This window comes from Inhella proteolytica (assembly GCF_016093275.1).
Taxonomy (GTDB): Bacteria; Pseudomonadota; Gammaproteobacteria; order Burkholderiales; family Burkholderiaceae_C; genus Inhella; species Inhella proteolytica.
On record NZ_JAEDAK010000001.1, the window covers coordinates 258,664 to 273,979 of the forward strand.

At 66.7% G+C, this 15,316-nt stretch carries 18 protein-coding genes; 8 read left to right on the forward strand and 10 right to left on the reverse strand.

All coding sequences use genetic code 11. The features are described from left to right. Positions 1 to 50 precede the first annotated feature (50 nt). The 3 genes from I7X39_RS01135 (at position 51) to I7X39_RS01145 (ending at position 2,485) form a co-directional block, all read left to right on the forward strand. On the forward strand, positions 51 to 791 hold the full coding sequence (locus tag I7X39_RS01135; protein ID WP_310739825.1) for an RNA methyltransferase: 741 nt from the start codon (positions 51 to 53) through the stop codon (positions 789 to 791). A gap of 75 nt (positions 792 to 866) precedes the next feature. After that, the gene (cysE, locus tag I7X39_RS01140; RefSeq protein WP_198109111.1) at positions 867 to 1,631 is read left to right on the forward strand and encodes a serine O-acetyltransferase; all 765 of its coding nucleotides are present in this window, start codon (positions 867 to 869) and stop codon (positions 1,629 to 1,631) included. 161 nt (positions 1,632 to 1,792) lie between these two features. Then, complete coding sequence (locus I7X39_RS01145; RefSeq protein ID WP_198109112.1) at positions 1,793 to 2,485, forward strand: GlyGly-CTERM sorting domain-containing protein; 693 nt, start codon at positions 1,793 to 1,795, stop codon at positions 2,483 to 2,485. Here I7X39_RS01145 and mog read toward each other — a convergent pair. Together mog and yjgA are read right to left on the reverse strand one after the other, a co-directional pair. Then, positions 2,482 to 3,066, reverse strand: a complete 585-nt coding sequence (gene mog / locus I7X39_RS01150) for a molybdopterin adenylyltransferase (RefSeq protein ID WP_198109113.1) — start codon at positions 3,064 to 3,066, stop codon at positions 2,482 to 2,484. The two genes, I7X39_RS01145 and mog, sit on opposite strands and share 4 nt — an antisense overlap. Next, the gene (gene yjgA / locus I7X39_RS01155) at positions 3,066 to 3,638 is read right to left on the reverse strand and encodes a ribosome biogenesis factor YjgA (RefSeq protein WP_198109114.1); all 573 of its coding nucleotides are present in this window, start codon (positions 3,636 to 3,638) and stop codon (positions 3,066 to 3,068) included. The genes mog and yjgA overlap by 1 nt, the downstream gene beginning before the upstream one ends. Before the next feature lie 52 nt (positions 3,639 to 3,690). Between yjgA and pmbA the strand changes: the two genes are divergently transcribed. After that, a complete protein-coding gene (pmbA, locus tag I7X39_RS01160) occupies positions 3,691 to 5,052 on the forward strand; it encodes a metalloprotease PmbA (protein ID WP_198109115.1) in 1,362 nt (453 codons plus the stop codon). Between the two features lie 102 nt (positions 5,053 to 5,154). Beyond that, the gene (locus tag I7X39_RS01165; protein WP_198109116.1) at positions 5,155 to 6,240 is read left to right on the forward strand and encodes a TRAP transporter substrate-binding protein; all 1,086 of its coding nucleotides are present in this window, start codon (positions 5,155 to 5,157) and stop codon (positions 6,238 to 6,240) included. A gap of 70 nt (positions 6,241 to 6,310) precedes the next feature. Here the strand turns inward: I7X39_RS01165 and I7X39_RS01170 are convergent, their stop codons facing one another. From I7X39_RS01170 to I7X39_RS01205, 8 genes are all read right to left on the reverse strand, one after another. Further along, positions 6,311 to 8,002: a TRAP transporter large permease gene (locus I7X39_RS01170; RefSeq protein ID WP_198109117.1), complete on the reverse strand. Its 1,692-nt coding sequence runs from the start codon at positions 8,000 to 8,002 to the stop codon at positions 6,311 to 6,313. Beyond that, on the reverse strand, positions 7,999 to 8,589 hold the full coding sequence (locus I7X39_RS01175; protein ID WP_198109118.1) for a TRAP transporter small permease subunit: 591 nt from the start codon (positions 8,587 to 8,589) through the stop codon (positions 7,999 to 8,001). Before I7X39_RS01175 ends, I7X39_RS01170 begins: the two co-directional genes overlap by 4 nt. A gap of 80 nt (positions 8,590 to 8,669) precedes the next feature. After that, positions 8,670 to 9,014 (reverse strand): protein tyrosine phosphatase family protein, encoded by a 345-nt coding sequence (locus I7X39_RS01180; protein WP_198109119.1) that lies wholly within the window; start codon positions 9,012 to 9,014, stop codon positions 8,670 to 8,672. 5 nt (positions 9,015 to 9,019) lie between these two features. After that, complete coding sequence (locus I7X39_RS01185) at positions 9,020 to 9,466, reverse strand: GatB/YqeY domain-containing protein (protein ID WP_198109120.1); 447 nt, start codon at positions 9,464 to 9,466, stop codon at positions 9,020 to 9,022. 106 nt (positions 9,467 to 9,572) lie between these two features. Next, positions 9,573 to 9,785, reverse strand: a complete 213-nt coding sequence (gene rpsU / locus I7X39_RS01190; protein ID WP_198100531.1) for a 30S ribosomal protein S21 — start codon at positions 9,783 to 9,785, stop codon at positions 9,573 to 9,575. Between the two features lie 200 nt (positions 9,786 to 9,985). Next, entirely contained in the window at positions 9,986 to 10,483 is a 498-nt protein-coding gene (locus I7X39_RS01195) for a hypothetical protein (protein WP_198109121.1), read from the reverse strand. A gap of 17 nt (positions 10,484 to 10,500) precedes the next feature. Next, the gene (locus tag I7X39_RS01200) at positions 10,501 to 11,484 is read right to left on the reverse strand and encodes an HpcH/HpaI aldolase/citrate lyase family protein (protein ID WP_198109122.1); all 984 of its coding nucleotides are present in this window, start codon (positions 11,482 to 11,484) and stop codon (positions 10,501 to 10,503) included. A 59-nt stretch (positions 11,485 to 11,543) separates the two neighbouring features. Beyond that, the gene (locus tag I7X39_RS01205) at positions 11,544 to 12,533 is read right to left on the reverse strand and encodes a malate dehydrogenase (protein WP_198109123.1); all 990 of its coding nucleotides are present in this window, start codon (positions 12,531 to 12,533) and stop codon (positions 11,544 to 11,546) included. Between the two features lie 197 nt (positions 12,534 to 12,730). Between I7X39_RS01205 and sdhC the strand changes: the two genes are divergently transcribed. From sdhC to sdhA, 3 genes are read left to right on the forward strand one after another with little or no spacing between them, the layout of a single operon-like run. After that, entirely contained in the window at positions 12,731 to 13,156 is a 426-nt protein-coding gene (sdhC, locus tag I7X39_RS01210; protein ID WP_198109124.1) for a succinate dehydrogenase, cytochrome b556 subunit, read from the forward strand. 9 nt (positions 13,157 to 13,165) lie between these two features. After that, positions 13,166 to 13,525 carry a succinate dehydrogenase, hydrophobic membrane anchor protein gene (gene sdhD, locus I7X39_RS01215; protein WP_198109125.1) on the forward strand — a complete coding sequence of 120 codons (360 nt, stop codon included), beginning with the start codon at positions 13,166 to 13,168 and terminating at the stop codon, positions 13,523 to 13,525. Between the two features lie 3 nt (positions 13,526 to 13,528). Further along, complete coding sequence (gene sdhA / locus I7X39_RS01220) at positions 13,529 to 15,301, forward strand: succinate dehydrogenase flavoprotein subunit (RefSeq protein ID WP_198109126.1); 1,773 nt, start codon at positions 13,529 to 13,531, stop codon at positions 15,299 to 15,301. Positions 15,302 to 15,316: the final 15 nt, after the last annotated feature.

A 15,316-nucleotide genomic window follows, 5' to 3' on the forward strand; every position in this document is an offset into this window, starting at 1 on the left:
GCAGCCGGGATAATCACGGGATTCTACTGAGTCCTGCGGGGCGCGCCGTCGTGCATTCCACACGCTTCATCCTGATGAACACCAGTCACCCCGGCAATGTCGGGGCCACGGCGCGCGCGATGAAGGTGATGGGCTTTGACGATCTGGTGCTGGTTCGGCCGCGCTTTGCCGATGTGCTGCAGCAGGAGGAGACCCTGGCCTTTGCCAGCGGCGCCACCGAGGTGCTGGAGCGCGCACGCGTGGTCGACAGCCTGGCCGAGGCCCTGGACGGCGTGCAGTTCCTGGTGGGCACTGCCATGACACCGCGCGACTTCGGTCCGCCCTGCAGCGCCCCTCGGCCGCTGTTCGAGGGCTTGGCTGCCCGGGCGCCGCGACCCAGCCTCGGTCTGGTGTTCGGCAGCGAGCGCTTTGGCATGAGCAATGAGGACGTGTACCGCTGCCATGCCCTGGTCTCCATCCCCACGCATCCCGACTACGGCTCCCTCAACCTCGCGCAGGCCGTGCAGCTACTGGCCTACGAATGGCGCCAGGCCCTGGGCGGCTTCCCGGTGCAGGCCCGAACCAAGCCGCCCGAGCTGGCCGATGCACAGGCGGTACAGGGCCTGCTGACTCATTGGCAGCAGGCGCTGGTGGACATCGGCTTTCTGGACCCGGCGGCCCCGAAGAAGCTGATGCCGCGCCTGAACCAGCTCGTCAACCGCGCCGGGCTGCAGTCCGAGGAGCTGCACATCCTGCGCGGTATCGCAAGGGCGATGCAGAAGGCGGCGGCGCAAGACAAGTCCCCTTGTTGACGCTGGCCTTGCCCTGAGCCGAAGGCAAGCGCCTCTCGCCTGCCTACACTCGCCGCCCCCAAGAAGGATTTGCCCATGTTTGCCCGTCTGCGCGAAGACATCGCCTGCATCCTGGAACGCGACCCCGCCGCCCGCACGGCCTGGGAAGTGTTCTGGTGTTACCCGGGCCTGCACGCGCTGATCCTGCACCGTCGCGCGCACTGGCTGTGGACGCATGGCTTCAAGACGCTGGGCCGCTTTGTTTCGCACCTGAGCCGCTGGCTGACCGGCATCGAGATCCATCCCGGCGCCCAGTTCGGTCGGCGCGTCTTCATCGACCACGGCATGGGCATCGTCATCGGCGAGATGGCCGAGGTGCACGACGAAGTCACCATCTACCAGGGGGTGACGCTGGGGGGCACCACGCTCATCAAGGGGGCCAAGCGCCACCCCACGCTGGAGCGCGGGGTGGTGGTGGGGGCCAACGCCTGCGTGCTTGGCGGCTTCACGGTGGGAGCGGGCGCGCGCATCGGCTCCGGGGCGGTGGTCACCAAGCCGGTGCCGCCGGGCGCCACGGCGGTGGGCAACCCGGCCCGCATCATCGAGGCCAAGGACCCGCAGCGGGAGGCTGCGGCCAGCAAGATGGGTTTCAGCGCCTATGCGGTGACGCAGGGCGACGACCCGGTGTCGCAGGCCATGAAGGGTCTGATCGACAACGCCGCCGGGCACGAGCACCAGATCGCGCTGCTCTGGGCCGCCATCAAGGAACTGAGCGAAAGCGGCAAGAAGAACTGCGTGCCCTCGGACGCGCTCAAGGACGAGTGTTTCGACGCCGAGCAGCTCAGCCGGCTGGTGAAGTAGGGCGACCGAGCCCCGCTCAGGGTTCTACCCACCCCGCAGCCGGGTGGCGGGGCCGTTGGGTGTTGCCTCTGCTTACAAACAGGCGTCCCACCCGCGCGGCCCTGGCCCGAGGATGCGTGCCTGGCCCATCGTGGAACACCCCCACAGCAAGGAGCGCCCGCATGAAGATCCATTCCCTCCTCGTCGCCGCCCTGTTGGGCGTCGGTCGCCTTGGCGTGCAGGCCGCGCCCGTGCTGGCCAGCTTTGACGACCTGCCGAGCCTGCCGGCGGTGACGGGGGCGACCGGTCTGTACTACGCCAACGGCGCCAGCCTGAGCTATCGGAATGTGATCTGGGACGAGCGCTTCAGCGTGGTGGGCGATGCCTACCGCGTGGCGCCGCCGGATGGCCCCCTGTTCGGCCTGCCGCAGTCGGGCCATTACTTCGTCACCAATGTCGCGGCGCAGTTCGGCGGCGAGTTCACCAACGACCACCTGTTCATCAGCACCGACCAGGTGCTCACCGAGGCCTGGTTCGGCCAGAACGAGTACTACGGCTACGGCGGCGGGGCCGACGAGGTCACCGTTCACGCGCTGCATGGCCTGGACGTGCTGGCCTCCGTCAGCCTGGCCCTGCCGGATGACGTGGACGGCCAGCCCGAGCTGCTGCGCCGCATGGACACCTCGGTCTTTCTCTCCCTGAGCGGCATCACCGGCTACCGCATCGATCGCCATGAGCGCGGCAGCCTGTCCGGCAATTGGGTGGGTGACAACTTCGTGTTCCAGCCGGCCCAGCAGGTGCCCGAGGCGCCAACGGGCTGGCTGGCCCTGCTGGGCCTGGCCGCCATCGGCGCCCGGCGCCGCACGCGGAGTTAAGCAGGGTTGCGCTGGGCGCTTTTCGGCCGGAAGGCCTTGCAGACGGCCGGGTCGGTTTCCAGGTAGGGTCCGCCGATCAGATCGATGCAATAGGGCACGGCGGCGAAGATGCCGGGCAGTTCCAGGCCGCCATCGGCGCCGCGCAGTCCTTCCAGTGTTTCGGCGATGGCCTTGGGTTGGCCGGGCAGGTTCAGGATCAGGCAGCGCCCGCGAATCACGCCCACCTGACGCGACAGGATGGCCGTGGGCACGAAGCGCAGCGATATCTGGCGCATCTGCTCGCCAAAACCGGGCATGACGCGCTCGGCCACGTCCAGCGTCGCATCCGGGGTCACGTCGCGCGGGGCCGGGCCGGTACCACCGGTGGTCAGCACCAGGTGGCAGCCGGTCTGGTCCACCAGTTCGCGCAAGGTTTCGGCGATGGTGGCGCGCTCGTCGGGGATCAGGCGCGGCTCGAACTCGATGGGGTTGCGCAGCGCCTTGCCCAGCCATTCGCGCAGTGCCGGCAGGCCCTTGTCCTCATAGACGCCGGTGCTGGCTCGGTCGGAGCAGGAAACGATGCCGATGCGGACGCTCTCCATCAGGCCTCGTCCTCGGCCTCGGGCTGCTCCTTCAGGAACTGGAACAGCTCGCGGAAGCCCCGGCCGCTGCGGGCCTCGGGGTTGGCGGATGCATCCTTGCGCGCCGAACGCACCAGGCTGCGCAGCTGCTGCACATCCACGCCCGGGTGCTGCTCAATGTAGGTCTGCAGGGCCTCATCGCTGTCGATCAGCTGGGTGCGCACATGCTCCAGCTTGTGCAGGCGCAACTGGTCCTGCGCGTGCCCCAGCCGGAAGGCCGCCACGGCTTCGTGCAGCGGCTCGGCCTCGACACCCCGCATCAGCTTGCCGATGTACTGCAGCTGGCGGCGCTTGGCGCCGTGGGCGGTGATCTTCTTGGCGTCGCGCAGGGCGAAGCGCAGGGTTTCGGGCATTTCGAGCGCGTTCAGCCGGCTGTCGGGCAGGGTCAGCAGGTCTTCGCCAAGCTTTTGCAGCGCATCGGACTCGCGCTTGAGCTGGGTGCGGCTGGGGCCGTACTCATCGCTGTCGGCGTCGTGCTGCAGGTGCGAGAGCGGGCCCGGGCGAGGGCGCTTGGGGCGGTCATTGAAGGACATCGCCTCATCATAATGAGCGCCCCTGTTTCCTGGCCCTGTGCCGGCCCCATCCATGAGCACCCCAGCCCAAGGCTTTGCCCATTCGCGTGACGAGTTCCAGGACCTCGTGGAGCGCACCCTGCAACTGGCGCGCGAACGCGGCGCCAGCGACGCGGCGGCCGAGGTCAGCGAGGGCGCGGGCCTGTCGGTCTCGGCGCGCCTGGGCAAGCTGGAGAACGTCGAGCGCAACCGCGACAAATCGCTCGGGGTCACCGTCTTCCTGGGCCAGCGCCGCGGCCATGCCAGCACCTCGGACTTTTCCGACAAGGCCCTGGCCGACACCGTGCAGGCCGCCTACGACATCGCCCGCTTCACCGCCGAGGATCCGGCCGCCGGCCTGCCCGATGCGGAGGATCTGCTGCTCGAACCCGCGCCCGATCTGGACCTGTTCCATCCCTGGGCCCTCGATGCCAGCCAGGCCTGCGAGCTGGCGCTGCGCTGCGAAGCCGCCGCCTTGGCCACCGACCGGCGCATCAGCAACAGCGAAGGCGCGGCCGTGTCGGCCCAGCAGTCGCACTTCTTCGCCGGCAACAGCCGCGGCTTTCGCGGCGGCTACGCCAGCAGCCGTCATTCGATCTCCGTTGCCCCTATCGCCGGCCGTGGCGCCGACATGCAGCGCGATGCCTGGTACAGCTCGGAGCGCAGTGCCGCCGACCTGGCGGCGCCCGAGTCCGTCGGGCGCTATGCGGCCGAGCGTGCGCTCTCACGCCTGAAGGCGCGCAAGGTCGCCACGGCCGAGGTGCCGGTGCTGTTCGAGAACACCGTGGCAGCCGGCTTGCTGGGGGCCCTGGTGCAGGCAACCAGCGGCGGCGCGCTCTACCGCAAGGCCAGCTTTCTGGTGGACAGCCTGGGCCAGCCGGTGCTGGGCTCGCACATCGACATCGACGAGGACCCGCTGCTTCCGCGCGGCAAGGGCAGCTCGGCCTTCGATGACGAAGGCGTGCGCACGCAGGCACGCAGCGTGGTGCAAGGCGGGGTGCTGCAGGGCTACTTCCTGTCTAGCTACTCGGCGCGCAAGCTGGGGCTCAAGACCACCGGCCATGCCGGTGGTTCGCACAACCTGGTGATGAAGAGCCGCTGCACGGCCGCCGGGGATGATCTGCCGACCCTGATCCGACGCATGCAGCGGGGCCTGTTCGTCACCGAGCTGATGGGGCAGGGCGTCAACTACGTGACGGGCGATTACTCGCGCGGCGCCAGCGGCTACTGGGTGGAGAACGGCGAGATCGCCTTCCCGGTGCAGGAGGTGACGATCGCCGGCAATCTGCGCCAGATGTTCCAGGACATCGTGGCGATCGGTACCGACCGCTACACGCTCGGCACGAAGACCGTGGGCTCCGTGCTGGTCTCGCGCATGAAGCTGGCGGGCTCCTGATTCATCGAAGGCTCGCGCCGGGTTTGCCCGCAGAGGGAATTTAGAGGCGACTTCCTAGACTCCGCGGGTCTCAGGTTTTCCCTCATTCAAGGAGAGCAATCGATGGAGCGTCGTTCCTTTGTCGGCCAGGCAGGTCTGGCCGGCATCCTGGCCGCGGGCGTGGCCCCGGCTGTGCAAGCCCAAACCGTGCTGCGCTGGCGCCTCGCGTCCAGCTTCCCCAAGGCGCTGGACACCATCTATGGCGCCGCCGAAGTCTTTGCCAAGAAGGTGGGCGAGATGTCGGGCGGCAAGTTCCAGATTTCCGTGCATGCCGGCGGCGAGCTGATGCCCGCTTTCGGCGTGGTGGATGGCGTGCAGAACGCCACCGTGGAGATGGCGCACACGGCGCCCTATTACTTCTTCGGCAAGGACGAGACCTTTGCCATCGGCTGTGCCATCCCCTTCGGACTGAACAGCCGCCAGATGACGGCCTGGCAGTACGAGGGCAACGGGCTGAAACTGATGCGCGAGTTCTACGCCAACTACAACATCGTCCATTTCCCGATGGGCAATACCGGCGCGCAGATGGGCGGCTGGTATCGCAAGGAAATCAAGACGGTCGCCGACGTCAAGGGCCTGAAGATGCGCATCGGCGGCTTTGCCGGCCGTGTGCTGGAGCGCATGGGCGGCGTGCCGCAGAACATTCCGGGCGGCGAGATCTACCAGGCACTGGAAAAAGGCACCATCGACGCGGCCGAGTGGGTCGGCCCCTACGACGACCTGAAGCTCGGCTTTTTCAAGGTGGCGCCCTTCTATCACTACCCGGGCTGGTGGGAGGGTGGCCCGCAGCTGGACCTCTACATCAACACCAAGGCTTTCAATGGTCTCTCGGCCGAGTACAAGGCCATCGTGGAAGCCGCGGCCGCCTATGCGCACACCGAGATGCAGGCCAAGTACGACGCCCGCAACCCGGCCGCGCTGACGCAGCTGCTGGCCAACAAGACCAAGCTGGTGCAGATGCCGGTGCCGGTGATGGATCTGGCGTTCCAGGAGTCGATGGGCCTGTACAGCGAGCTGATGGCCAAAAACCCGAACTGGAAGAAGGTCTACAGCGACTACGCGGCCTTCCGCAAGGAAAGCAACCGCTGGTTCCGCTACACCGAAGCCTTCTTCGACAACTACATGCAGAGCAAGGTCAACAAGCTCTGAGGCCGCACCGGCAGCAAATGTGACAAGGGGCCCCGCGAGGCCCCTTGTCGTTGCAGCGTGGCGCCTCGTCTCATTCGGAGGCCGCGCTGGCCGGCGCCGAGGCGCCACTGTCCTCCTCGATCGGCGGCGGTGCGAACGTGGGTGTGGCCGGCTCCATGTCCTTGTAGATCTGCTCGGTGTCCACGTCCTTGACGTTGGTAGTCTTGTCGCGGGTGACGAGACCCGGGAAGGCAATGATGAGCGCCACCATCACGATCTGGATCAGCACAAAGGGCACGGCACCCCAGTAGATCTGGCCGGTGCTGACCTTGGCCACCGTCTGCCCGGTCACGCGATCCTTGTAGTCCTCGGTCGGCGCCACGCTGCGCAGGTAGAACAGCGCAAAGCCGAAGGGCGGGTGCATGAAAGAGGTCTGCATATTGACCGCCAGCAGCACGCCGAACCAGACCAAGTCGATGCCCAGCTTTTCGGCCACCGGGCCCAGCAGGGGCACGACGATGAAGCTGAGCTCAAAGAAGTCCAGGAAGAAGGCCAGCACGAATACCAGCACGTTCACCACGATCAGGAAGCCCAGCTGGCCGCCCGGCAGCGAGGTCAGCAGGTGTTCCACCCAGCGCGGGCCGTCCACGCCCTGGAAGGCCAGGCTGAAGACGGTCGAGCCGATCAGGATGAAGACCACGAAGCAGCTGAGCTTCATGGTCGTGTCCATGGCCTGCTTGAGCAGTGGCAGCTGCAGGCGGCGGCGCGCCAGGGCCATCACCAGGGCGCCCACGGCGCCCATGGCGCCACCTTCCGTCGGCGTGGCGATACCGAGGAAGATCGTACCCAGCACCAGGAAGATCAGCGCCAGCGGCGGGATCAGCACGAAGGTCACCCGCTCGGCCATGCGCGACAGCAGCCCGAGCTTGAACAGCCGGTTCAGCACGGCGAGCGAGAACGCCACCGCGACGCCCACGCACATGGACAGCACGATGGTCTCGTCCAGCGGAGCTTCGGCCGGGCGCTGCTTCGCAAACAGCACGGCCAGCGCCACCGTGAGCAGCACCAGCACGCCCAGCGAACGCAGGCCGCTGGCGCCGCTGTCCTCGCGAATGGTGCGGGCGCTCAGGGGCAGGGCGGGCGCCCAGGCCGGCCGCCACAGTGTGACGAGCAGCACGAAGCCGACATAGAGCGCCGTGAGCACGAAGCCCGGGATGAAGGCGCCCTTGTACAGATCGCCGACCGAGCGCCCGAGCTGGTCGGCCAAGATGATCAGCACCAGCGAGGGCGGGATGATCTGCGCCAGCGTGCCCGAGGCGGCGATCACGCCCGAGGCAATCCGACGGTCGTAGCCGTAGCGCAGCATGATGGGCAGCGAGATCAGGCCCATCGAGATCACCGATGCCGCAACCACGCCGGTCGTGGCCGCCAGCATGGCTCCCACCAGGATCACTGCAAAGGCCAGACCGCCGCGTACCGGTCCGAACAGCTGGCCGATCGTGTCGAGCAGGTCCTCCGCCATGCCGGAGCGTTCCAGGATCAGCCCCATGAAGGTGAAGAAGGGGATCGCCAGCAGGGTCTCGTTCTTCATGATGCCGAAGATGCGCAGCGGCAGCGCATGCATCAGCTGCTCCAGGCCGGGCACGCCCAGGGCCACGCCCAGGTAGCCGAAGAACAGACCGCAGGCCGCCAGCGAGAAGGCGACCGAAAAGCCCATCAGCAGGAACAGGATCAGCCCACCGAACATGATGGGCGCGAGGTTGGCGACGATGAACTCGTTCATGCGGCGCTCCCACTTTGCTTGCGAATCGCCTCGGCCAGTTCCTCTTCGGCGGTCTTGGCCTGCTGGCGTGCGCTCGGGTCAGGGGCACGGCCGGCGAGGAAGGCCAGCCGCTTGACCACTTCGGAAAGCCCCTGCAGGCCCAGCAGCGCCATGCCCACTGGCAGCAGCGCATACACCGGCCAGCGGATCAGGCCGCCGGCGTTCTCGCTCACCTCGCCCGACACGAAGGCCTTGTGAACTTCAGGCCAGGACAGTGCGCTCACATAGACCACGAAGGGCAGCAGGAACACCAGCAAGCCGAAGATTTCGACCTTCACCTGCGTGCGGCGCGGGAAGCGGCCCAGCACCACGTCAATCTTGACGTGCTCGTTGCGCAGCAGGGTGTAGGCCGAGGCCAGCAGGAAGATGGCGGCGAATAGATACCACTGGATCTCGAGAAAGGCGTTCGAGCTGTTGCTGAACACCTTGCGCACGATGGCGTTGCCCGCGCTGATCAGCACCATCAGCAGCACCAGCCAGGACAGCCAACGCCCCACCCAGGCATTCAGGGCGTCGACGCCCTGCGAGAACTTCAGCAATCCATTCATGCGAACCCCACTGAGAGGGGCCCGACTGTACGGAGCGGGGCCGCGGCGACGGCCGCGACCCCACTAGGGATTGCCCGCGTTCAACCGAGCTGGCAAGCCTGGGCGTACAGGTTGGCGGAGCGCGCGCCCGAGCGGCAGAACATCAGCAAGGGGCGCGGCAGATCCTTCAGCAGTTCGGCCATGGCCGCCACCTGCTCCGGCGTCTGGAAGCCGCCCGACACCGGGAGGTAGCGGTACTCCAGCCCGGCGGCCCGGGCGGCCGTCTCGATGTCGGCCTGGGCGGGTTGATCCGGGCCATGCTCGAAATCAGGGCGGTTGTTGACGACGCTGCGGAAGCCCATACCGGCGAGTTCGCCCATGTGCTCGGGGGCAAGCTGCGGTGCCACGCAGACGTCGGCGGCAATCTGGCGGATCTGGATGCTCATGGCCTTCAACCCGCCAGGGCCTGCTTGACGGCGGCGGAGGCCTGGCTCATGTCCGCCTTGCCGGCCAGACGGGCCTTGACGGCGCCCATCACCTTGCCCATGTCGGCCGGGCCGCTGGCGCCCAGCTCCGCCACGATGGCCTTGACTTCCGCGAGCAGGGCTTCGGCGGAGAGGCGCTCGGGCAGGTAAACCTGCAGCACCGCCACTTCGGCCTCTTCCTTGCTGGCTAGATCCTCACGGCCGGCGCCACGGAACTGTTCCATGGCGTCCTTGCGCTGCTTGATCAGCTTGTCGACGATGGCTACCAGGGCGGTGTCGTCCACCACCACGCGTTCATCCACTTCCTTTTGCTTGACGGCGGCCAGCAGCATGCGGATGGTGCCCAGGCGCTCGGTGTCCTTGGCGCGCATGGCGGTTTTCATGTCTTCGGTGATGCGGTCTTTGAGGCTCATCGTCGGTAATGCGGCGGGGGTGAAAACAAAACGGCCCGCGACACCAGGTGGCGCGGGCCGTCAGGGCAGGGCGTCGAAGCGAGCCCGGGCCGGTGATCGTTGCCGATCAGTACATGCGCTTGGGCAGCTGCATGCTGCGCACGCGCTTGTAGTGGCGCTTGACGGCGGCAGCCTTCTTGCGCTTGCGCTCGGCCGTGGGTTTCTCAAAGAATTCACGGGCGCGCAGGTCGGTCAGCAGACCGAGCTTTTCGATGGTGCGCTTGAAGCGACGCAGGGCAACGTCGAACGGCTCGTTTTCTTTGACGCGGATGGTGGTCATGTGGGGAAGCTTCCTTCGGTTTCGCTCGGTGTTCGTGGCGGGTGTGCAGGGCTGGCTAGTTGGCGAACTGTCTTGCGAACTGTTTCACCGGTGCTCCGGGGTCCGGACCTGAGTACCGGCTGCCCTTTGCATACCTTGTGCCGACAAATCGACGCGGGGTTTGCTAGCAAAGCGCGCGAGTATATACGAATCTTTTCGACTTACTGTGCGGCGCTCTCGGGTTGCGCCAGCTCGGCGGCTTTCATGGCTTCCAGTTCGGCGGTCTGCGCGGTGTGCAGGCAGTTGTCCGCCAGGCGCTGACCCAGCTTGGCATTCATCAGCATCGACTTGATCGGCACCTGCAGCCAGACCAGGCCCGCCTTGGCGTTTTCCAGGCGAATGACGCCGGTGCTGGTGGGTTGCGGCGTCAGGATGTGCTGCTGCTTGCCCAGGGTCAGCATGAAGCGGCCGGCCAGGCTGGGGTGGGGGGCGACCCGAACGCTGCGGCCGAACTCGCACTGCGAGTCACCCACGAGCACGCGTGGCACCACTGCCATGCGCTCGTCGTCCAGGGTTTCCGGCTCGGGCGGCTCCACGGGCAACGCGGGCTTGGCCTTGCTGACCTTCTTGATCGGCTTGGGTGGCGTGGGGTTTGCGTGGGCGGGCGCAAAGGCCAGGCAGATGGCCGAGCAAGAGGCCGCAAGCAGAAGCGTGCGCATCGGAGGTTTCCGCGGAGTCAGGCTGCGATTGTCGCGCCGAAGTAACGCAGGCGCACCTCCGCTGGCAGGTCCTGGCCAGTGCGCTGGGCGCGCTCCAGCAGGCTCCAGAAAAGCCGGTAGCTGGCGCGGTCGTGCAACTGGTCGCGGTGCCGAATCGGGCCCCATCCCGCGGCCTGGGCGGCGTCGAGGATCTCGATGGCCTCGTCCACCTCGGCTGTACTGGGGGCGAAGGCCTCCAGGATGGGCTCGATCTGATCGGGGTGGATGCTCCACATGCGCGTGTAGCCGAACTCGCGCGCGGCGCGCCGCGCCGCTTCCTGCAGGCGCGAGCGCGAGCGCAGTTCGGTGACGACGCAATGCGAGGGCACGATGCCATGGCCGTGACAGGCCGCGGCAATGGCCAGCTTGGCTTGCCGCACCAAGGGGTGGTCGAACTGCCCGTCCAGCGTCAGCGCCTCGCGCGGAATGGCGCCGTGGTGGGCGGAGACGAAATCCATCAGGCCGAATGAGAGGGACTGCAGCGCCGGATGGGCGGCGATGGCCTCGACCTCGCGCAGGCCGCCGTGGGTTTCGATCAGTGCCTGCAGCGGCGGCGCCGACCGCGTTCCCCACGCAGCCCGAACCGCCGCTGCGCCGCGTACCAGTTGAGCGTGCGACTCGATCTTGGGCAGCATCAGGTAGGCCGGTGCCACCGGAGCGGCGGCCAAGGCCTGCAGCTCCAGCTCGAAGGCCGGGTGATCCACCGGGTGTACACGCACGCCCACGCGGCCATGGCGGTTCTCCGGGCTGGCCAGCAGCTCGGCCACCAACTGCACATGCTCGGTCTCGGCGCCCACCACGGCGCCGTCCTCGCAGTCCAGCGTGACGTCGAACACCGGACCGCGCGCGGCCTGCAAGGCCAGGCTCTTGCGCATCAGCTTCTCGATGCCGCAATAGTGGTCCACCACCGGCAGGCTCAGGGGCTGGGTTTCACCGGCAAAGAGGGCGAGGCGTGGGTGCATGGCAGGGGTGAAAAGCAAAAGGGCCGGTCGAAACCGGCCCCGGGTCGAGTCAGGCTGGCTTATTTGAGCAGGTGCTCGATGGCGGCCTTCTCTTCCAGCAGCTCGTTCAGGGTCTTGGTCATGCACTCGCGGCTGAAGGCATCGACTTCAAGGCCCTTGACGACCTGGTACTCGCCGTTGGCGCAGGTGACGGGGAAGCCGTACATCACGCCTTCGGGGATCTCGTAGTCGCCGGCCGAGGGGATGCCCATGGTGACCCATTCGCCATTCGTGCCCAGCGCCCAATCGCGCATGTGGTCGATGGCGGCATTGGCGGCCGAGGCGGCGCTGGAGAGGCCGCGCGCGGCAATGATGGCCGCGCCGCGCTTGCCGACGGTGGGCAGGAACACGTCCTTGTTCCAGACCTGGTCGTTGATCAGGTCCTTGACCGCAGCGCCGTCAATGGTGGCGAAGCGGTAGTCCGCGTACATGGTGGGCGAGTGGTTGCCCCACACGGTGAGCTTCTTGATCGAGCCCACGGCCTTGCCGGTCTTGGCGGCGATCTGGCTGGCGGCGCGGTTGTGATCCAGACGCAGCATGGCGGTGAAGTTCTTGGCCGGCAGGTCCGGAGCCGACTTCATGGCGATGTAGGCATTGGTGTTGGCCGGGTTGCCCACCACCAGCACCTTGACGTTGCGGCTGGCCACGGCGTTCAGGGCCTTGCCCTGGGCGGTGAAGATCTGGGCATTGGCAGCCAGCAGATCGGCGCGCTCCATGCCGGGGCCGCGCGGGCGGGCGCCAACCAGAAGCGCGTAGTCGGTGTCCTTGAAGGCGGTCATCGGGTCGGAATGGGCTTCCATGCCGGCCAGCAGCGGGAAGGCGCAGTCTTCCAGTTCCATCATCACGCCCTTGAGCGCGTTCTGGGCCTTCTCGTCCGGGATCTCCAGCAACTGCAGGATCACCGGCTGGTCCTTGCCCAGCATTTCGCCCGAGGCGATACGGAACAGCAGGGCGTAACCAATCTGGCCGGCGGCGCCGGTGACGGCGACGCGAACGGGCTTCTTGCTCATGGGGAGGCTCCGAAGGGAGAGTTGAGAAAACGGGATGGAAATGGCGCGGGAGTTTAGGGCAGGGTTCCCCCGGATTTCTGCGAGTGTTTCTGTCGCACATCAAGAGCCCACGTCAGGGTGGCGCCAGGGAGGGTGCCTAGAATCGCCGGCCGTTGTTTACAGCCGATTACGTCAACCCGACGCACCAAGGCGAATCAATGAACACCAAAACACGCCCTCAATACACCAACCTCAATGTCTTCACGGACTTGACCAGCTACCGGCTGCCGCCGGCCGGCTTTGTCTCGATCCTGCATCGCATCAGTGGCTTGCTGCTCTTCATCCTGCTGCCCCTGCTGGTCTGGTTCTTCGACAAGAGCCTCACCAGCGAGATCAGCTACGAGGAGTTCACGAACGCCTTCGTGGCGGGAATCGGCGCGGTGCCGGGCTGGTTCATCAAGCTGGTCTGCCTGGGGCTGATCTGGGGCTATCTGCACCACTTCTGCGCCGGCCTGCGCCATCTGTGGATGGATGCGACGCATAGCGTCAGCAAGGAGCAGGGTCGCTCCAGCGCCTTGCTGGTGCTGGGCCTGAGCCTGCTGCTGACGGCGGCGCTGGGTGCCAAGCTGTTTGGCCTGTACTGAGGAGTTCCCATGTCTACCTATGGCAACAAGCGCCTGGTCACGGGCGCCCGTTACGGTCTGCGCGACTGGCTCGCGCAGCGCATCACCGGCGCGCTGATGGCGTTGTTCACGGTCGTGGTGCTGGTGCAGATGCTGCTGCCCGGCGCCATCGGCTACGACCGCTGGGCCGGCATCTTTGCCGCCCAATGGATGAAGGTGCTGACCTTCACGGTGATTCTTTCGCTGGCCTACCACGCGTGGGTCGGTGTGCGTGACATCTGGATGGACTATGTGAAGCCGGTCGGCATCCGCCTGACGCTGCATGTGTTCACCCTGGTCTGGCTGGTGGGCTGCACCGGCTGGGCGCTTCAAGTGCTCTGGAGGCTGTAAGCGATGCAAACCCAAAACCTGGCTCGTCGGAAGTTCGACGTCGTGATCGTCGGCGCCGGCGGCTCCGGCATGCGCGCCTCGCTGCAGCTGGCGCTGGCTGGCCTGAACGTGGCCGTGCTCTCCAAGGTCTTCCCGACCCGCTCCCACACCGTGGCCGCCCAGGGCGGCATCGGCGCCTCGCTGGGCAATATGAGCGAGGACAACTGGCATTACCACTTCTTCGATACCGTCAAGGGCTCGGATTGGCTGGGTGACCAGGACGCCATCGAGTTCATGTGCCGCGAGGCGCCGAAGGTCGTGTACGAGCTCGAGCACTTCGGCATGCCTTTCGACCGCAACCCGGACGGCACGATCTACCAGCGTCCCTTCGGTGGCCACACCGCGAACTACGGCGAGAAGCCGGTGCAGCGTGCCTGCGCGGCCGCCGACCGCACCGGCCACGCGCTGTTGCACACCCTGTACCAGCAGAACGTCAAGGCGCGCACGCAGTTCTTTGTCGAATGGATGGCGCTGGACCTGATCCGCGACGCCGACGGCGATTGCGTGGGCGTGACCGCACTCGAGATGGAGACCGGCGAGGTCTACATCCTGGAAGCCAAGACCGTGCTGATGGCCACCGGCGGCGCCGGTCGCATCTACCAGGCCTCGACCAACGCATTCATCAACACCGGTGACGGCCTGGGCATGGCGGCGCGCGCCGGCATTCCGCTGGAAGACATGGAGTTCTGGCAGTTCCACCCGACCGGCGTGGCCGGCGCGGGCGTCCTGCTGACCGAGGGCTGCCGTGGCGAGGGCGCGATCCTGCGCAACTCCAATGGCGAGCGCTTCATGGAGCGCTATGCGCCGACGCTGAAGGACCTGGCGCCGCGCGACTTCGTTTCGCGCTCGATGGACCAGGAGATCAAGGAAGGTCGCGGCTGCGGTCCGAACAAGGACTACGTGCTGCTGGACATGACCCACCTGGGCAAGGAGACCATCCTCAAGCGCCTGCCTTCGGTGTTCGAGATCGGCCACAACTTCGCCAACGTCGACATCACCAAGGAACCGATCCCGGTGGTGCCGACCATCCACTACCAGATGGGTGGCATCCCCACCAACATCCACGGTCAGGTGGTGGTGCCGAAGAACGGCAACCCCAACGAGGTCATCAATGGCCTGTACGCGGTGGGCGAGTGCTCCTGCGTCAGCGTGCACGGCGCCAACCGCCTGGGCACGAACTCGCTGCTCGACCTGGTGGTGTTCGGCCGCGCGGCCGGCAAGCACATCGTCGACTACAACCTGAAGAACCGCGAGCACAAGCCCCTGCCCAAGGATGCGGCCGACCGCACCCTGGCGCGTCTGGCGCGCCTGGACTCCGCCACCGGTGGCGAGTACGCGCAGGATGTCGCCAACGATCTGCGCGCCTCGATGCAGAAGCACGCCGGCGTGTTCCGTACCCAGGCCATGCTGGACGAAGGCGTCAAGCAGATCGCTCAGATCCGTGAACGCGTGAAGTCGATCGGCCTGAAGGACAAGAGCAAGGTCTTCAACACCGCCCGTGTCGAGGCCCTGGAAGTCGAGAACCTGATCGAGGCGGCCCAGGCCACCATCGTCTCGGCCGCGGCCCGCCCGGAAAGCCGTGGCGCCCACGCGCACAACGACTACCCGAATCGCGACGACGCCAACTGGATGAAGCACTCGCTCTGGTACAGCGAGGGCTCGCGTCTGGACTACAAGCCGGTCAAGCTGCAGCCGCTGACCGTCGAGAGCGTTCCCCCGAAGGTTCGCACCTTCTAAGGCCGAAAGAAGAAC